The following is a 16,893-nucleotide window of genomic DNA, read 5'->3' as shown; positions in this document are numbered from 1 at the left end:
TGACCGCGCTCAGCGCGGTGCGGGCTGGGCTCAGTCCGCCGGCTGGCCGTCGATGATGTCTTTGGCGAGCGCCTCGGCAACCCGGATGCCGTCGACACCGGCAGACAGGATGCCGCCGGCGTAGCCCGCGCCTTCCCCTGCAGGGTAGAGGCCCTTCACGTTCAGGCTCTGATAGTTCTCGCCGCGGGTGACCCGCACGGGTGACGAGGTGCGGGTTTCGACCCCGGTCAGTACCGCGTCATGCATCGAGAAGCCCTTGATCTGGCGCTCGAAGGCAGGCAGTGCTTCGCGTATGGCCTCGATTGCGTAGTCGGGCAGGGCCGTCGACAGGTCGCCCAGCTTCACGCCGGGCTTGTAGGAGGGCTCGACCGATCCGAGCGCCGTCGACGGCCGCCCGGCGATGAAGTCACCCACCAGCTGACCGGGCGCCTCATAGGTGCCGCCACCGAGTTCGAAGGCGCGCGATTCCAGTTCGCGCTGCAGGGCGATGCCGGCCAGCGGGCCGCCGGGATAGTCCTCGGGCGTGATGCCGACCACGATGCCGGCGTTGGCATTGCGTTCGTTGCGCGAGTACTGGCTCATGCCGTTGGTGACCACACGGTTCGGCTCCGAGGTGGCTGCGACCACCGTGCCGCCGGGACACATGCAGAAGCTGTAGACCGAGCGCCCGTTCTTCGCATGGTGCACGATCTTGTAGTCGGCCGCGCCAAGCAGCGGATGGCCGGCATACTTGCCGAGGCGGGCACGGTCGATCAGGGACTGCGGATGTTCGATGCGGAAACCCACGGAGAACGGCTTCGCTTCCATGAACACGCCGCGTTCATGCAGCATTTCCACCGTGTCGCGTGCGCTGTGGCCGAGAGCCAGAACTACGTGGTCACAGGGGATCTCTTCGCCGCCCGCGAGCACGACGGCGCGCACCTGGCCGTCTTCGATACGCAGGTCGGTGACGCGCTGCTGGAAGCGGATCTCGCCGCCGAGGGCCTCGATCTCGGCACGCATGGTTTCCACCATGCCGACCAGGCGGAAAGTGCCGATGTGAGGCTTGCTCACATACATGATCTCCTCGGGCGCGCCGGCCTTGACGAACTCGGTCAGCACCTTGCGACCATAGTGCTTCGGGTCCTTGATCTGGCTGTAGAGCTTGCCGTCAGAGAAGGTGCCGGCACCGCCTTCGCCGAACTGCACGTTCGACTCGGGATTGAGCACATTCTTGCGCCACAGGCCCCAGGTATCCTTGGTGCGCTCACGCACTGCCTTGCCGCGTTCCAGCACCAGCGGTCTGAACCCCATCTGCGCCAGAATCAGGGCGGCAAAGATGCCGCAGGGGCCAAAGCCGACGACGACCGGCCGGTGCGCGACCGTCGCCGGCGCCTGACCGACGAAGTGGTAGCCGGTGTCCGGTGCGGGATTGATGTGGCGGTCGCCGGCGAAGCGCTTCAGCACACCGGCTTCGTCCTTCAGCGTGAGATCGATGGTGTAGATGAAGCTCAGCGAGGCTGCCTTGCGCGCATCGTAGCTGCGCTTGAAGACGGTGAAGGCGAGCAGGTCGGTCGCCGCAATGCCCAGCCGCTCGATGATGGCGCTTCTGAGCGCCTCCTCGGGATGGTCCAGGGGCAGTCTGAGCTCGGTGATTCGCAGCATGGGTGTTCCGGTCTTGTGATGATGGGCGAACGACTCGCCAGAGGGGCGGATTGTAATCGGTATCGCCTGCGTACAGCAGGCCCGGCAGCGCATGATCGCTGTCCGTGGTGGTAGCATTCCACGCCTTCGCCTACTGTTTCCGCCCATGCTCAGTTATCGCCACGCCTTCCATGCAGGCAATCACGCCGATGTGCTCAAGCACCTCGTGCTGCTCGAACTGCTCGACTATTACAACCGCAAGGACAAGTCCTGGGTGTATATCGACACCCATGCGGGCGCGGGCTGTTATGCGCTGGACGGCGATCAGGCAGAGAAGACGTCGGAGTTCGTCGATGGGGTGGGGCGCTTGTGGGATTGCGACGATCTGCCTGCGCCACTGACCGCTTATGTGAAGGCGGTGCGTCAGTTCAATCCGCATGGCCGGCTGGTGTTCTACCCGGGTTCGCCCGCGCTGGCGATGACTGTTGCCCGGCCGCAGGACAGGTTGCGTCTGTTCGAGTTGCATCCGGCCGACGCGGTGTCGCTGCAGCAGACCTTTGCCACCGAGACCGAACGTGTGCAGGTCAGGAAGGCGGACGGCTTCTCCGGCCTGCGCTCACTCCTGCCTCCGCCGTCGCGTCGCGCCGTGGTGCTGATCGACCCGCCCTATGAGGTGAAGGACGATTATCGTCAGGCCGTGGATACCCTGCGCGATGCCATGCGGCGTTTTCCTACCGGCACGTACGCGCTGTGGTACCCGATGCTGGCGCGGCCGGAAGCACGGCAGCTGCCCGAGCGACTGGCTGCACTCGGGGCCGAGAGCTGGCTCGACGTACGTCTGGCCGTGCGGGGCGCACCCAAGGACGGTTTTGGCATGTTCGGCAGCGGCCTGTTCGTGGTCAATCCGCCGTGGGTGCTGCCCGAGCGGCTGGAGGCAGTCCTGCCCCGGCTGGTCGAACTGCTGGGCGAAGATGCCGAGGCAGGCTTCGATCTGGAGCATCACATCGAATGAGCAAGGATGCGCTGCACGAACTGAGAGACCGCCTGCGCAGCTTTGCCGAAGAGCGTGACTGGGGGCAGTTTCACACCCCGAAGAACCTGGCGATGGCGCTGGCTGGCGAAGCCGGCGAGGTAATCGAGCATTTTCAGTGGTTGAGTGCCGAGCAGTCAGCAACGCTCGACGACACGACGCGCGAAGAAGTGGCCCTCGAACTCGCAGATGTACTGCTTTACCTCGTCCGCCTTGCCGACGTACTGGAGGTGGATCTGGCCGAGGCTGCTCGCCGGAAACTTGCGATCAATGCCGGGCGCTATCCGGCAGAGAAGGCCCGTGGGCGCGCCGACAAGTACCACCGACTCTGAACGGTGTGCGCCGTTCCGTGGGGGGCTGTGTTGTGCCAATGCCGCGCGGTACCTGCGTTCAGATCCGGAATTTTTCGGTTGTCGTTGGGGTTCCGTCATTTTTCTGAAACAATGGCGAATTCCCGATGTCCGGACGCATTCTCGTGGACCTGAAAAATATCAATGACATAGAGCGTGCCACCCAGCATGGCCGCGGCGAACTGTTCCGAATTGGCGTCGCCTTCATCTTTATCGTCGGCGTCATGCTCTACACCGCGATACGCGGCCAGGGCGAAGGCAGCATGGTGCTGATCATCGCAGCGATGATCGGTGGCTACATGGCGATGAATATCGGCGCCAACGATGTCGCCAACAACGTCGGCCCGGCGGTCGGCTCGAAGGCGATGACCCTTGGCGGTGCGCTGGTGATTGCCGCAGTCTTCGAGGCTGCCGGTGCGCTGATTGCCGGAGGCGAGGTGGTTGGCACTATTCGCAGCGGCATCATCAACCCTGACATGCTGCGGGATTCGGCCGAAACCTTCGTCTGGGTCATGCTGTCGGCCTTGCTGGCGGGGGCGCTGTGGTTGAACTTTGCTACCGCCGTCGGCGCACCGGTGTCGACCACGCACTCCATCGTCGGTGCTGTGCTTGGGGCCGGAGTGGCAGCCAAGGGCTTCGATATCGTCAATTGGGGCTCGATGTCAGCCATCGCATCGAGCTGGGTGATTTCGCCCGTGCTGGGCGGGTTGGTCGCCGCCGCCTTCCTCTATCTGATCAAACGCAGTATCACCTACCAGGCCGACATGGCGGCTGCTGCACGCAAGATGGTGCCGCTGCTGATCGGATTCATGGCGTGGAGCTTCGGCGCCTATCTGCTGCTCAAGGGCTTCGGCAAGATCTGGAAGCTGAGCTTCGTCGAGGCGTTGATCTACAGTTTCGGTTTTGCCGTCGTGGTGTTCGGCATCGTGCGCCAGCGCGCCACTCGTGACGTCCACGTGATTGCCAACACCAAGAGCGGCGTGAACAAGCTGTTCACGATGCCACTGATTTTCGCTGCAGCATTGCTGAGCTTCGCCCATGGTTCCAATGACGTTGCGAACGCGGTCGGACCTCTGGCCGCCATTGTTGATGTCATCACTTCGGGTGGTGCGATCAATGACAACGCAGCCATTCCGGTATGGGTGATGGGGGTCGGGGCTATCGGCATTGCGCTCGGGCTCGCCCTGTTCGGACCCAAGGTCATCCGCACCGTGGGCTCGGAAATTACCGAGCTCGATCAGATGCGTGCCTACTGCATCGCGATGGCGGCGACCATCACCGTGATCATCGCCAGCCAGCTCGGCCTGCCGGTCAGCTCGACTCATATTGCGGTGGGTGGGGTGTTCGGAGTCGGCTTTTTGCGCGAGTATCTGAAGAGCAACTACGACCGCATGATGGCCGAAATCAAGGCCCATCACCCAGAGGGTGACCAAGCAGCCATCGATGCCTTCCTGGTGTTGTTCAACAAGGCCTCGGTGGACGAGAAGGGCGACATGCTGAGGGACCTCAAGCTGCGCTCGAAGCGTCGCGAGGATCCGGCCAACTTCTCCAAGGTCGAGCGCAAGGGCCTGCGCAAGGTATACAAGCGGCAGTTGGTGAAGCGTTCGCAGCTCATCCGCATTGCTGCGGCCTGGGTGATTACCGTGCCGGCTTCGGCGCTGATGGCAGCGATGATTTTCTTCATGATCCGGGGCATGATGATCAGCTGATGCAGTGCTAAGCTGCCGCCATGTCCATTGCTGAACTCTCCGCGCTGTCGCTGCTGGGCCTGCTGGCCTGGTTCTGGTTCGACAGCCTCAAGGCGCGCGAAACGGGTATCGCGGCTGCGCGCAATGCATGCGAGCGTGAGGGCGTGCAACTGCTCGATGAAACCGTTGCCGGCCGTTCCCTGCGCCTTGCGCGTGACGATGACGGGCACATGGCGATACGGCGTGCCTACGACTTCGAGTATTCCGGGTCGGGCTTCGATCGTTACCGGGGATCGGTCGTGCTGCTCGGGCGCGAGGTGACGATGCTGGACATCACCGAGCACCGCAGCACGGTGCGTCAGTTGTTCCCCTGATTTTTCATTTTGGCCTGCGTGGGGCAGGGTGCCGGCAAGCTGCTGCGGCTGCTGTCAGCGCGTCGTGCGGTCGATCGTGCGCAGGAACTCGTTGCGCAACTGGGGCGAGTGCTCGAAGCTGCCGGCAAAGGCCTGGGTGATGACGCGTTCGTCGCCGCGGCGGTCTTCTCCCAGCAGCAGGCACAGTTGCTCGGCCTCGATCACGCAGGCCGCTCCGGCCGCATGGCCGTGCGTGATGAGCGCGTCGGCAATGTCGCGCGTCATCCATTCCTGATACGTGAATCGATGGCCGATGGCGTCCACCAGTCGCGCGATACGGCCAAATCCGTGAAGTCGCCCGCCCGGTACATAGGCAACGTGAGCGTAGCCGCGGAAGGGCACCAGGTGGTGAGGGCAGACGCCATGGATGGCAATGCCGCGCACGACAACCATGTCCCGTCGTTCATCTTCGAAGCCGTCGCCGAGCGCCTCGGCTGGATCGAGTTCGTAGCCCCCAAGCAGCCTTTTTTGCCACAGTTCGCGCACGCGCTGTGCGGTGCGGCCGGTGTGGCTCGAGTCGGGCGTGATGCCACTGGCGCGCAACAGATCGGTAATCGCCTGCTCGAACGCAGGCGCATCAAAGGCCCCGGTGCGCGGGATACCGATGCTGCGTGGGTGTGGCGCCGGTACGTGGTCGTGCCCTGTGTCGTGTTCTAGGTCTTGATTCATGACTGTATTCCGTTGCCCGAACGGGAATGATACCCCTCGTGCTTCGGAGGGGCGGTGCTTCAGGCGATGAACACCGGGTCGGAAAACACCAGTGTGCCGTCCTTGCGCATCATCAGATTGTTTGCGTTGAGGATGTCGGGCAGAACGTGATACTCCTCGACGAAGTCGGACAGGGCTTTAAGCGCCTTTTGCAGGCTCTCGCCCACATCCAGTGGGCTCACCGTCATGTGGTAAAGCGCGATGCGTCCCATGTCCATGCCCAGTCGGCTCCACTGCTGACAGGCCGACCAGTAACATTCGATCATGCGCGTTGCGAGGTCGGCGGCGGGAGAGTCTGCATTGAGCGGGTAGAGGCGCTCCATCTCAAGCAGATGAAAGGGATAGCCCGACTGCGCGCGGCCGATGATGCCGTGGTCGGCATGCACGATCGGAAAGTGCTCGCCCTGGGGGCGGTCTTCGGCGGTATAGAGAAAATAGTCGGCGGGCGAACTGACGATCTTGTAGACCCGCTCGTCGTCGCCCTTGTCGATCACGATCGAATACTCGCCCCGACCGATCTCCGGTTTGCCGTCGACCAAAGGATGCGCGGGCACCGGGTCCGGGAGGACCAGGCACTCGCGCCCCAGTTCTGCACGCGCTTTCGCGAGATCGATCAAGGACAGCCCCTTCGATCAGCCCATGATGTTGTAGCCGGCATCCACAAAGTGTACGCCGCCGCTGATCAGTCTGCCAGCGTCGGAAACCAGGAAGGCAGTGAGGGCGCCGATGTCTTCCGGCGTCACCAGGCTGTGCATCGGGGCGCGCTCGACCGCGGCGGCCATCAGTCCGTCGAAGCCGGCGATGCCCGATGCGGCACGGGTCATCAGCGGGCCGGGGGAGACCGCATTGACGCGGATGTTCTTTTCGCCCAGTTCTGCGGCCATGTAACGGGTGGCGGCTTCGAGCGCGGCCTTGCACAGTCCCATCACGCCATAGTTGGGGATGACTTTCTCGGAGCCAAGGTAGGTCATGGTCACGAGCGAACCGCCGCCAGCCTTGACCAGCAGCGGCTCAACCATCTTGGCGAGGCGCACGAAGGAGTGGGTGGAGACATCCATTGCGAGCGCGAAGCCGTCGGCGGAGGTGTCGACCACACGACCGTGGAGGTCGTCGCGCTTGGCGAAGGCCATGCTGTGGAGCACGAAATCGAGCTTGCCGTAATTGGCGTCGATCTGCGCATAGACGTTGTCCATGGTTTCGGGCTTGGTGACGTCCAGAAGATAGGCGTCCTTGACCCCGAGGCGGTGCAGAACGGGCTCGATGAAGGCCCGCGTCTTTTCGTTCTGGTAGGTGATGATCAGGGTGGCGCCGGCCTGGGCGCAGGCTTCGGCGACACCGGTGGAGATGGACTTCTCGTTGGCGATGCCTGTGATCAGTCCGACCTTGCCTTGCAGATTGATGATTGGGGTCATGATGGGCTCCATGTGGCTATGCGTGAAGGATTGGCTTGCACCGATCCATTCGAGCAGACGAAGATTACGTCTGTGATCGGGTACGTGAAAAGAAACTTTTGTGTGCAGTGCACAAAAACTGGTTTCCAGTATATTCTGCATTGCAGCATCAATGAACCCACTGTCGTGTAAACCTTTTGCAGACAGTGCCAAAGAGCACAACGAATGAATCGAACGACCTACATTTTCATGGATTTCGACGGGGTGACCCACCCTTGGGGCGAGGTGGAGGATTTCCGCTGCCTGCCGCTCATCGAAGCCGTGATTCGAGAGTTCGAGGAAGCGCGCATCGTGATTTCGTCGGACTGGCGCATGCTGTTTTCGCTGCAGAAGCTGGTCGCCCGCTTCTCCGAAGACATCCGTCCACGGGTAGCCGGCGTGACGCCGCATATGTTGCCCAAACTGGGCTCCGAGCTTCATGGTCTGCGTGAGCGCGAATCCATGCTCTGGCTTGCACAGCACGAGCCCGACGTCGCTGCGGCGGCCTGGTGTGCGATCGACGATGCGCCGGGCAACTGGCTCAGCCGCTCGCGCCTCATCCTGACCGATTTCAAGCGCGGCTTCACCGAAGAAGATGCAGGTGCCCTGAGCCGGATGCTGACATCGCTGCGCGACGGTGTTCCGACCCTGGAAAAGCCGCGCTCCAGCTTCCGCTGGGCATCCTGAGCGCGTGTCCGGCTGCAGAACTGCGGCCGGCGCTTTTCAATCCCCGCATCGGGGCAGTGCTGCGAAACTGATCGCCTCGCTGCACTGCCCAGCCTGACTCTGTCTGCAATGCAAGGCCTTCGTTGCCCGATTGCGTCCTGATCGGCACAATATGCGCCCGCTTTACGGAACCGAGTCATGTCATCAGCGCCCTCCACCGATACCGTTCTGCCCGCAGACCCCCTGCAAAAGCTGGCCGTGCCCGAGGTGCAGCGTCAGGCTGCACGCACGGCACAGGATGCCTTTGCGCGCGTCTTCCGGTTCAGCATCGAAGCCTCGGATCAGGAGCGAGCCGAGGGCGTGACCGCTTTGTGCGAGGCCATGCGCAACTGGGCCCGCGCAGGTGAGGGCGAGGATGCGCGTGCCCTGCGTCTGGCCATGCTGGTGGCCGGTGCGGACCAATGGGGTCTGGCCTGGAGTCAGGCCTTCGGTCTCACCGCAATTCCGGCGCTCTCCGAGCTTCTCGGCGCACTGCGCACCGGGCTCGATGCGCAGGCCGAGTCCCGCTTTCTGCAGCAGTTCGAGGCGCTGACGGCGGCCGAGGCCAATGCGATCGATTTCAAGGTCGAACTGCGCCGCGGGATTCACCTCGCGCTGTGGCATTCGTCGATTGCCAGCGAGAATCGCGACGAAGCCCTGCGCCTGGCGGGCCAGCTCGGCAGCCTGCTGCTGGCGCTGGTCGGGAACATGCCGGTTGCAGGCTGGCGCCTGGTGGCCGATGCGCTGGCACATATCCAGATTCGCTGCCTGTCCGAAGGGCTGGCGGCAGAGGGCGTGGCCCAGGAGGCCACGCAGGCGCTCTTCGCCTCGCTTGCGCGCGAGTTGCCGGCGCCGCAGCGCGACGTGGTCATGGCTCATGCGGCTCAGGCCGTGGTGGCCTGGCAACGTGCAAACCGTCCGTCGGATACGGTTCATTAAGTCTTTACTGAGGCGGTTCGGATGGCACTGAAGGCAACGATTTACAAGGCTGAGCTGCAGATTGCAGACATGGATCGCAGCTACTACGGCGACCATGCGCTGACGCTCGCCCGGCACCCGTCGGAAACCGACGATCGCATGATGGTGCGCCTGCTCGCCTTCGCACTCTATGCCGACCCGGCGCTGAGTTTTGGCAACGCACTCTGCGTCGATGACGAGCCCGATCTGTGGGAGCGCGACCTGACGGGCGAGATCAAGCGCTGGATCTTCGTCGGGCAGCCTGACGAGAAGTGGATTCGCAAAGCCTGCGGCCGCTCGGACAAGGTGGTGGTCATCAACTACGGTCGGGCCGCCCATGTCTGGTGGGAGGGCATCAAGGCCAAGCTCACGCGCCAGCAGAGCCTCAGTGTGCTCCGCATCGCACCCGAGGTGGCCCCAGCCCTGGCGCGCCTCACCGATCGCAGCATGCGCCTGCAATTCACCTTGCAGGACGGTCACGTCTGGGTGACCAACGGAGAGGAGACGGTCGAGGTCGCCCCCGAGCTGCTGATGGGGCCGGCGCGTTACTGAGCAGAGCCGAAAGCCACGCCTGTTGCCACGCTGGAAAATGGCAAGCGGGGCTGTTTTCTGCGGACCTGTGAACCAATCGGGTAATGCTCAGGGGGCCTGCGTGGCAATCATTTGCCAAAGGCGCGGCCAGGCCTCTACCCAGCAGCATTCGTGATCGAAACCTGGCTCGATATGCACACTTGGCCGGTTGGCCGAGGGGAACAGGTCGGCGAAGCCCTCCGTCAGTGTGGGCGGAATGTTCTGGTCCTTTGCCCCACTGAAATGGAATTGTGGGATCGAGCGCAAATCGTGTGCATAGGTGCCTGGATTCATCGACCCGTGTAACGGAGTCAGCCGATGGAGGCGAGTCCACGCGCTTGTGTCCAGGTTGCCTGCGACGCTGACCAAATGACTCACGTCATGGCGGCGGGCTGCGACAAGTGCCGCGATGGCTGCTCCTCCCGAGTACCCGACCAGTTTCAGTTCTTTTGCGCGAAAACGAGCTTTTAATTGGGTGATCGCAATGTTGCTTGCATCGATGACTTCAGGGGCAAACCGGTCTCCGGTCCAGTAGCGATTGCTGCAGGACGCGTCACCGGATTGCAGCAACTGGCATGGCCGAGCGAGATACGCAGCGTTTCCGGCTGGTTGCGCCAGTGCAAGTCGTAATGCCAAGGGGTCGATCGGGCTCGGGTCTGCAGAGGGGTGACGGTGGCTTATCCACGCCAGTCCGTCGCCTTCGATGTAGATGGTCAGATCCGAGTTGGCTGTAATGCTTTCAGGCAGGTAAATCGAGAGATCAAACTTGCCTGCGCGGAGCGTTTCCTGCTTCCAGCCATGGGGCGCTGCCAGCGCCGCGGCCTTTTCTCGTCGCTCCAACGCGGTCGGAATGTTGCTGCAGCCGGTGAGCATGCTCAAGGCGAGTGCGAGTATGAGCCCGCTTGAGCGAGTGAGCGTGTGCAGTTGCGAAATCACGAATAAGTTTTTGCATTCATCGTGAAAACGGCCACAACGTGTGTTGTGGCCGTTTGTGTCACCTTGAGCGGGGTGCTCAGAAAGTCCAGTTCGCCTTGAGGGATGCTGTCTGGTTCAGGAAGTCGGTGCGGTACTCTGCATCATAACGAACCGTGATTTCCGTGCCTCCGGCCGTCACGTGTGTCAGGCCGGCACCACCACGCGCGAGCCATGGCGAGGGGGAAATGCCTTCGGTTGTAAAGGCGGCCCCGGGGGCACCCGCAAAGCTTGCGGTGACCGAGGTGCGCTTGGACAGGGTGTCATAGCCCACGCCGAGGTTTGCAGACATGCTTGTCTGGGTGTCGACTTGATGGCTTATCTTGCCGTCGAGACTCAGGATCAGCTCTTCGGTCGAGCGGCTGTCGACGTCAAGGTTGAGCAGGCCCGCACCCTTTTCCAGGTAGCTGTCATCCTTGATCCAGGTGTAATCGGCACGAACGGACGGGGTAACCGTCGTCTTTGCGTTCAAGGGGTAGCTGCGAGCAAGTCCCACACCCACGTGAGCGGTCTGGCTGTCATAGCTCGACGAGGCCGTGGTGTTGGTGAATGCAATCGTCCGCTTGCCCTTGTTCTGGTTTTGTCCGACGTCGGCCTGGAAGTTGACTTCGGTGCGCTCGTCGAGCGCGTAACTGCCGTAGGCAATCAACTGATAGACATCGACGTTTGCGTCGTGGGGGGCAATGCTGGAGCTGCCATCGACATTCGCCTTGGCGTAGGCAAAGGCCGCGCCGACACGCAGATTGTCATTTACTGCACCATCTGCACCAATGGCGAGACCGGCCGTGTCTGCCTTGAAGCCGGCGACGCCGTTACGGTCACTTTGTTCCGCCCATGAACCGAAAGGCTTTGCCCAGACGTTTCTGTCGCCAATGAAAGCGTTGCCCGATGACATGCCTCGATTTGCTTCGAAGCGTGCCTGGATGACCCGGTTGATACCTGACAGTGCGCTGCTGGCCGCGACCATGGAGCCGCCGGTCAGCAGTGGCAGGGTCTGGGTGGCCGCGTCGGAACGCTGCTGTTCAGTGGTCGAGCCGCTGAACAGCGCCAGAAGGTCCGGGGTTGAATCGATTACGGCTGCCGCGCCGTAAGTCGGTGAGTTGCTATACGATCGGGCTGCGCCCAGCACGGTGGGGCTGGAGCTGGCGACCGAGGCGGCGACTGCCGCGGCAATATCCGAGCCGAAGATGTAGTAGTACGTATAGGTGACCGTTCCACCCGCATCAAGGCTGGCAGTGTAGGAAGAAAGGCCGATTACATAGTCACCGTTGCCGTCGTCGGTTCCCGAGTAATACACAGTGGGATCTGTGCTCCAACCACTTGAAACCCCGGTGTTGACGCCTGAACCCGCTGCCGAATACAAACCGATCACGTACTTGCTGACCAAGGCTTCGGCATACACCAGATTCGACGCAGGTACGCTTCCATTGCCCCGGAAGTTGTTGGTACGTGAAGAGTCGCCCGGTGCTGCGAACGCGTCGGGGTCGGTCATGCGCGCGAAATAAAGATCGGTCAAGGCCTGCGTGGCCGTGAGGGTCGTCGTGATCGTGACCTTCTTGTCGCCCGTGTTGAAGCCCACGTTATTGACGATGTCGAACAGTTTGCTGCCACCGGAGGGGGTGTAGGAGCCAGACCAGGAGACGCCCTGGTAGGTGCCGGAGGATGTGTTTGTCAGCGTGCCAGTCAGCCCCACGGGCAAGCTGCTTTCGTTATTGCTATGCACAGAATAGGTTGTTCCGCCCGATGTTGCCTTGACGGAGAATCCTTCGAACGGTGATCCGGGCGTCAAATAGTCATAGGCAGTATTGAAAGTCCCTGTGCCGGTGTTGTCGTACAGGATGCCCGGCGAGACACTTCCTCCCGATCCGATCGTTCCTACATCGTTCGTACCTATCTTGATGTAGTCACCGGTGAGCGTGATCGGCCCCGCAAGTGCGTAGCTACCGTCCAGTGACAACGCAAGTGCGATGGCTACCGGGAGGATTGCCCTCAACGGAGCCTTGAATTCATCGCTTTTTCTCATGGAAATAACCTTTCTCAATGTGCGTCGCGTACTAAAAAGACGATTCCGCAGAGTCCTCTGCGGAGCAGATTCTGCATATTTTAGTCAGTTTGTAACGAAGTATTCATATTGTCGCAAAAACCATACACAAATTACGGTAATTGTCGAAAGGGGCCGCTATATGGTCTCGTCTGTTCGGGTCACCACAGTTGCTTAAGACAGGTAAGGTTTCTCAGGGCAGAACTGAAAATGCATGTCCGTTCTTTTTGAAGTGACTGTGCTCGAACGGGCATTGGCTTCTGACTGTTTAGGCTGTCAGTTTGTTGGCGAGGAGCCATCTTTCGAGCACAGGAAGTCGACAACTGCCTCCGCGCAACTCGCCGGGTCTTCCTGCATGAAGCAGTGGCCGCCGGGCATCACCTGTTCGCTGACTGCCGGATTGCTGTCGCGCCAGCGGGTGATGCCCTTGGCTGCAAAGGGGTAGGTTTTTTCCCCGCGCAGCACATGCGTCGGGGTGGTGATGCGCGCGAGTGACGACCACAGCCGGCGCGGGTAGGAGCTGAAGATCTCCGCTTCTCGAGCCGGTCTGCATTTGAGCTCGACCCCGCCTTCCGGCGTGTTGCGCAACGCATGATTGACGTAAGACCACAAGGCTTCTTCTTTCCAGCCCTTGAACATGCCACGCTCGTGCAGCGAGGTGAATGCGGACTGGCGATCGGGCCAGTGGTGGCGGCGCTGGCGGGTGCGGCGGGCGAGGGTGTTGCGTGAGTACAGCCCGACAACGTCGGACAGCGCCATCAGGCCGATCATTGCGGGTGGAAAGAGGACCGGGTCGAGCAGCACGGCACGTGAAAACTGATCAGGCGCTTTGGCCAGCATGAGGCTGGTAATGACGCCACCGAAGCTGTGTCCGACCGCGAACACCGGCACATCGCCGAAGATGCTGCCGCGCGCGTGCCATGCTTCCAGACACAGTGCGGCCGTGCGATTCCAGCCATGAAAGCGGCCGCCGTGGTCGCTGTCTCCGTGGCCCTGGATGTCCGACAGGAAGAGATCGAAGTGGGGCGTGAGGCGCGCCAGCATCGGCTCGTAGGTCCGGCCGCAGTATCCGTTTCCGTGAACGAAATGAAGCACCGGTTTGCCCGAAGGCAGGGAGTGCTCTCCGCGCAGCGTGAAACCGGCAGAGCAGGAGTGATACCAAGCCTGAAGTTGCATGGTGAACGAATGGAAGGGCTAGACGCGTGGCACGAGTTTAGCGCCCGTGGCTGCAGTTGTGCACTGCAATGTCGGCGTGACCGGATGCTTGTCCGGGGCTCAGGCCGGCCAGAGCGGCGGCTCGTCCATCAGCGCAATCTGTTCACGCAGTTCGAGCACACGGTCCTGCCAGTAATGCTGTGTGTTGAACCACGGAAACGCGGCAGTGAAGGCGGGGTCGTTCCAGCGTCGTGCGAGCCAGGCTGAATAGTGGATGAGACGCAGCGTGCGCAAGGCTTCGATCAGGTGGAGCTCGCGCGGTGAAAAGTCCATGAAGTCCTCGTAGCCGGCGAGGATGTCGGCGAGCTGCCCGACCTGCTCGTGGCGCTCACCCGAGAGCAGCATCCACAAGTCCTGAATCGCCGGTCCCATGCGCGCATCGTCGAAGTCGACGAACTGCGGCCCGCCGCCTTCGCCCTGCTGCCACAGTACGTTGCCCATATGGCAGTCGCCATGCAGGCGCAGTGAGGCGAACTTGCCTGCACGGTCAAAGGCGCGGCGCACGCCGTCGAGTGCCTGATCCGTCGTGCTCTTCCACGCCGGAAGGATGTCGGCGGGAATGAAATCGTGTGCGAGGAGCCAGGCACGGGGTTCTTCGCCGAAGCTGGCGATATCGAGTGCCGGACGGGACTTGAACGGGTGCAGCGCACCGACTGCATGGATGCGGCCGATGAACCGGCCCAGCCACTCCAGCGTGGCCGGATCGGACAGTTCCGGTGCGCGTCCGCTCAGGCGCGGGAACAGCGTGAAGCGCATGCCGTCGTGGAGGTGCAGGCTGCGGCCATCGATGATGACCGGCTCCGCCACCGGGATCTCGCGTTCGGCCAGTTCCGCGGTGTAGCTGTGCTCCTCGAGGATGGCTGCATCAGTCCAGCGCGCGGGACGATAGAACTTGACCACCAGCATCGGGCCGTCTTCGATGCCGACCTGATAGACGCGGTTCTCGTAGCTGTTGAGTGCCAGCAGGCGGCCGTCAGGCCGCAGGCCGACACTCTCCAGTGCATCGAGGACGAAGTCCGGTGTCAGGCCCGCAAACGGCGCCCCGCTGCTTGCGGTGCCGGGCACTCAGTCTTCCCTGCGCTTTTTCGGCTTGCCGGCCGAGAAGGGCGCAGAGCCCGAGCGATCGGGACCTGAACGCGAAGGGCCGCGATCGTCGCGACGCGGGGCACCGCTCCACGGTTTCGGCGCGCCGGGCTTGCCATAGCTGCCGGCGGGCTTGTCATAGCCACCGGCAGGCTTGTTGCCCCAGGCCGGCTTGCCCTCACCGCCTGCGGGGCGGGGCGGGCGGCGATCGCCGACGCTGTCGTCCCGGCGCGGCGTGTGCTCGCGGCGCGGGCTGTCATCGCGGCGCGGTGCGTGGTCGCCACGCGGAGCGCGCGGACGCTCCGGGGTGGCAAGCGCCTCCTCGTCGGTCAGCGGGCGGATGTTGAGGGCGCACTGCTTGACCCGGGTGCGCTTGAGCACGCCCAGCAGGTCGTCGGGCAGGTTGGCCGGCAACTCGACCGTGGAGAAATCGTTGAAGAGGTGGATCTGGCCGATAAAGCGACCGTCGATTCCGCCTTCGTTGGCGATTGCGCCGACGATCTCCTTGGGGCTCGCGCCCTGGTTGCGACCGACTTCGATGCGGTAGCGCGCAAGCGCGCCATCTGCAAACGAGCGGCGGCGGGCGAGGATCTCGTCCCGGTTCGGACGCTCGGTGCGCTCACGCGGTGCGCCGGTGGTGAAGTGCTCTTCGCGCGGAGGACGACCGCCGGCGCTGGTCGCCGTGGTCGCAACGTCCCAGCCACGGCCGGACTCTTCGACCTGCAGCGGGCGTTCGCGCTGGGCAAGATAAGCCAGTGCGGCGGCGATCTCGTGTGCCTGGAGTTCGTTTTCTTCGGTGAGGCTATTCACCACGTCCATGAAGAAACCGAGGTCGTGGCCGCTCAGGGTGTCCAGAACCAGTTGCTTGAACTGGTTCACCCGCAGCGTGGAGACTTCCTCGCGGCTGGGCAGGGCGATGGGTTCGATGGGCTGGCGGGTGGCGCGCTCGATGGTCTTGAGCATGCGCGTTTCGCGCGGCGCGACGAACAGGATCGCCGAGCCTTCGCGGCCCGCACGGCCGGTACGCCCGATCCGGTGCACATAGGCTTCGGTGTCGTAGGGGATGTCGTAGTTGATGACGTGGCTCACGCGCGGCACATCGATGCCGCGGGCGGCGACGTCGGTTGCCACGACGATGTCGAGCGCGCCGTTCTTGAGTTGCTCGATGACGCGTTCACGCAGGCCCTGGGTCATGTCGCCGTTCAGCGCTGCAGCTGCGTAGCCGCGGGCGGCGAGCTTGTCGGCCAGTTCTTCGGTCGCAATCTTGGTGCGCACGAAGGTGATGGCTGCGTCGAAGGTTTCCTCGGCATCGAGGATGCGGGTCAGGGCGTCGAGCTTGTCCACGCCACGCACCAGCCAGTAGCGCTGGCGGATCTTGGCAACGGTGGAGGTCGATGCGCGGATCTTGATTTCTTCGGGTTCGCGCAGGTGGCGACGCGCCACGTCACGAATCACGTTGGGCATGGTGGCCGAGAACAATGCCGTCTGCCGGGTCGCCGGAGTGTGATCGAGAATCCATTCGACGTCGTCGATGAATCCCATGCGCAACATCTCGTCGCCCTCGTCGAGGATCAGCATCTTGAGCGCGTCGAGCTTCAGGCTGCCGCGCTCAAGGTGATCCATTACCCGGCCCGGGGTGCCGACGATGACCTGGGCTCCACGCGACAACTGGCGCAGCTGCACCACCATGCTTTGCCCGCCGTAAATCGGGAGTACATGAAAGTTCTTCAGGTGGTGTGCGTACTTCCCAAAGGCCTCGGCAACCTGGATGGCGAGTTCGCGTGTCGGGGTGAGCACCAGCACCTGCGGGCGGGTGTCGGCGATGTCGAGCATTGCCAGCGCGGGCAATGCGAATGCGGCCGTTTTTCCGGTGCCGGTCTGGGCTTCGCCCAGCAGGTCACGTCCTGCGAGCAGGTGCGGAATACACGCTGCCTGGATCGGAGATGGGGTTTCATAGCCGACTGCGGCGAGTGCCGAAAGCAGATTGTCGGGCAGGCCCAGCTGGGCAAAGGATTCGATGGATTCGGTCATGGCAGAGGATGATGCGTAGTGAGGCCGGGGCCAGGGGGCGCGGTGATCTGCAGCCGGGACAATGTCCCAGTATGGCT

16 protein-coding genes are annotated in these 16,893 nt (G+C 62.7%); 7 read left to right on the top strand and 9 right to left on the bottom strand.

Going from position 1 to position 16,893, the window contains the following annotated elements; translation table 11 throughout:
* Positions 1-30 precede the first annotated feature (30 nt).
* A complete protein-coding gene (locus tag CEW87_RS19665; protein ID WP_108975732.1) occupies positions 31-1,644 on the bottom strand; it encodes an NAD(P)/FAD-dependent oxidoreductase in 1,614 nt (537 codons plus the stop codon).
* Positions 1,645-1,789: 145 nt separating this feature from the next.
* Here CEW87_RS19665 and CEW87_RS19660 point away from each other — a divergent pair, with 145 nt between their 5' ends.
* From CEW87_RS19660 to CEW87_RS19645, 4 genes are all read left to right on the top strand, one after another.
* The gene (locus tag CEW87_RS19660; RefSeq protein ID WP_108948721.1) at positions 1,790-2,635 is read left to right on the top strand and encodes a 23S rRNA (adenine(2030)-N(6))-methyltransferase RlmJ; all 846 of its coding nucleotides are present in this window, start codon (positions 1,790-1,792) and stop codon (positions 2,633-2,635) included.
* Positions 2,632-2,985 carry a nucleotide pyrophosphohydrolase gene (locus tag CEW87_RS19655; RefSeq protein WP_108975730.1) on the top strand — a complete coding sequence of 118 codons (354 nt, stop codon included), beginning with the start codon at positions 2,632-2,634 and terminating at the stop codon, positions 2,983-2,985. The genes CEW87_RS19660 and CEW87_RS19655 overlap by 4 nt, the downstream gene beginning before the upstream one ends.
* Before the next feature lie 143 nt (positions 2,986-3,128).
* Positions 3,129-4,712 carry an inorganic phosphate transporter gene (locus CEW87_RS19650; RefSeq protein ID WP_108977393.1) on the top strand — a complete coding sequence of 528 codons (1,584 nt, stop codon included), beginning with the start codon at positions 3,129-3,131 and terminating at the stop codon, positions 4,710-4,712.
* Positions 4,713-4,732: 20 nt separating this feature from the next.
* Positions 4,733-5,065 (top strand): DUF3301 domain-containing protein, encoded by a 333-nt coding sequence (locus CEW87_RS19645; protein ID WP_108975729.1) that lies wholly within the window; start codon positions 4,733-4,735, stop codon positions 5,063-5,065.
* A gap of 54 nt (positions 5,066-5,119) precedes the next feature.
* Here CEW87_RS19645 and folE read toward each other — a convergent pair whose 3' ends face one another.
* From folE to fabI, 3 genes are read right to left on the bottom strand one after another with little or no spacing between them, the layout of a single operon-like run.
* Positions 5,120-5,773: a GTP cyclohydrolase I FolE gene (gene folE, locus CEW87_RS19640; protein ID WP_108975727.1), complete on the bottom strand. Its 654-nt coding sequence runs from the start codon at positions 5,771-5,773 to the stop codon at positions 5,120-5,122.
* Between the two features lie 59 nt (positions 5,774-5,832).
* A complete protein-coding gene (locus CEW87_RS19635; RefSeq protein WP_108975725.1) occupies positions 5,833-6,429 on the bottom strand; it encodes a hypothetical protein in 597 nt (198 codons plus the stop codon).
* A 15-nt stretch (positions 6,430-6,444) separates the two neighbouring features.
* Complete coding sequence (gene fabI / locus CEW87_RS19630; protein WP_108951247.1) at positions 6,445-7,224, bottom strand: enoyl-ACP reductase FabI; 780 nt, start codon at positions 7,222-7,224, stop codon at positions 6,445-6,447.
* Positions 7,225-7,428: 204 nt separating this feature from the next.
* Here fabI and CEW87_RS19625 point away from each other — a divergent pair, with 204 nt between their 5' ends.
* The 3 genes from CEW87_RS19625 (at position 7,429) to CEW87_RS19615 (ending at position 9,456) form a co-directional block, all read left to right on the top strand.
* Positions 7,429-7,929, top strand: a complete 501-nt coding sequence (locus tag CEW87_RS19625; RefSeq protein WP_108975723.1) for an HAD domain-containing protein — start codon at positions 7,429-7,431, stop codon at positions 7,927-7,929.
* A 177-nt stretch (positions 7,930-8,106) separates the two neighbouring features.
* The gene (locus CEW87_RS19620) at positions 8,107-8,886 is read left to right on the top strand and encodes a hypothetical protein (protein WP_108975721.1); all 780 of its coding nucleotides are present in this window, start codon (positions 8,107-8,109) and stop codon (positions 8,884-8,886) included.
* 21 nt (positions 8,887-8,907) lie between these two features.
* Positions 8,908-9,456, top strand: a complete 549-nt coding sequence (locus tag CEW87_RS19615; RefSeq protein ID WP_108975719.1) for a YaeQ family protein — start codon at positions 8,908-8,910, stop codon at positions 9,454-9,456.
* A gap of 87 nt (positions 9,457-9,543) precedes the next feature.
* On the opposite strand, the gene CEW87_RS19610 is transcribed toward CEW87_RS19615, so the two are convergent.
* The 5 genes from CEW87_RS19610 to CEW87_RS19590 all read right to left on the bottom strand — a co-directional run bounded on the left by CEW87_RS19610 (position 9,544) and on the right by CEW87_RS19590 (position 16,816).
* Positions 9,544-10,347: an alpha/beta hydrolase gene (locus CEW87_RS19610; RefSeq protein ID WP_234421772.1), complete on the bottom strand. Its 804-nt coding sequence runs from the start codon at positions 10,345-10,347 to the stop codon at positions 9,544-9,546.
* Between the two features lie 139 nt (positions 10,348-10,486).
* Positions 10,487-12,469, bottom strand: coding sequence for an autotransporter outer membrane beta-barrel domain-containing protein (locus CEW87_RS19605; RefSeq protein ID WP_108975717.1), 1,983 nt, complete (start codon positions 12,467-12,469; stop codon positions 10,487-10,489).
* A gap of 294 nt (positions 12,470-12,763) precedes the next feature.
* A complete protein-coding gene (locus CEW87_RS19600) occupies positions 12,764-13,663 on the bottom strand; it encodes an alpha/beta fold hydrolase (RefSeq protein WP_108975715.1) in 900 nt (299 codons plus the stop codon).
* 99 nt (positions 13,664-13,762) lie between these two features.
* The gene (locus tag CEW87_RS19595) at positions 13,763-14,767 is read right to left on the bottom strand and encodes a serine/threonine protein kinase (RefSeq protein ID WP_108975713.1); all 1,005 of its coding nucleotides are present in this window, start codon (positions 14,765-14,767) and stop codon (positions 13,763-13,765) included.
* Positions 14,768-16,816 (bottom strand): DEAD/DEAH box helicase, encoded by a 2,049-nt coding sequence (locus CEW87_RS19590; RefSeq protein WP_108975711.1) that lies wholly within the window; start codon positions 16,814-16,816, stop codon positions 14,768-14,770.
* Positions 16,817-16,893: the final 77 nt, after the last annotated feature.

It is taken from the genome of Parazoarcus communis, assembly GCF_003111665.1.
Taxonomy (GTDB): Bacteria; Pseudomonadota; Gammaproteobacteria; order Burkholderiales; family Rhodocyclaceae; genus Parazoarcus; species Parazoarcus communis_B.
Note: the sequence above shows the minus strand (reverse complement) of the source record. Positions and strands in the feature narration are given on the sequence as shown.

What these genes read in the sequence shown, in the direction of transcription:
- CEW87_RS19665 (WP_108975732.1), bottom strand. Translation starts at nt 1,644, where the DNA reads ATGCTGCGAATCACCGAGCTCAGACTGCCCCTGGACCATCCCGAGGAG.
- CEW87_RS19660 (WP_108948721.1), top strand. Translation starts at nt 1,790, where the DNA reads ATGCTCAGTTATCGCCACGCCTTCCATGCAGGCAATCACGCCGATGTG.
- CEW87_RS19655 (WP_108975730.1), top strand. Translation starts at nt 2,632, where the DNA reads ATGAGCAAGGATGCGCTGCACGAACTGAGAGACCGCCTGCGCAGCTTT.
- CEW87_RS19645 (WP_108975729.1), top strand. Translation starts at nt 4,733, where the DNA reads ATGTCCATTGCTGAACTCTCCGCGCTGTCGCTGCTGGGCCTGCTGGCC.
- folE (WP_108975727.1), bottom strand. Translation starts at nt 5,773, where the DNA reads ATGAATCAAGACCTAGAACACGACACAGGGCACGACCACGTACCGGCG.
- fabI (WP_108951247.1), bottom strand. Translation starts at nt 7,224, where the DNA reads ATGACCCCAATCATCAATCTGCAAGGCAAGGTCGGACTGATCACAGGC.
- CEW87_RS19625 (WP_108975723.1), top strand. Translation starts at nt 7,429, where the DNA reads ATGAATCGAACGACCTACATTTTCATGGATTTCGACGGGGTGACCCAC.
- CEW87_RS19620 (WP_108975721.1), top strand. Translation starts at nt 8,107, where the DNA reads ATGTCATCAGCGCCCTCCACCGATACCGTTCTGCCCGCAGACCCCCTG.
- CEW87_RS19615 (WP_108975719.1), top strand. Translation starts at nt 8,908, where the DNA reads ATGGCACTGAAGGCAACGATTTACAAGGCTGAGCTGCAGATTGCAGAC.
- CEW87_RS19610 (WP_234421772.1), bottom strand. Translation starts at nt 10,347, where the DNA reads ATGCTCACCGGCTGCAGCAACATTCCGACCGCGTTGGAGCGACGAGAA.
- CEW87_RS19605 (WP_108975717.1), bottom strand. Translation starts at nt 12,469, where the DNA reads ATGAGAAAAAGCGATGAATTCAAGGCTCCGTTGAGGGCAATCCTCCCG.
- CEW87_RS19600 (WP_108975715.1), bottom strand. Translation starts at nt 13,663, where the DNA reads ATGCAACTTCAGGCTTGGTATCACTCCTGCTCTGCCGGTTTCACGCTG.
- CEW87_RS19590 (WP_108975711.1), bottom strand. Translation starts at nt 16,816, where the DNA reads ATGACCGAATCCATCGAATCCTTTGCCCAGCTGGGCCTGCCCGACAAT.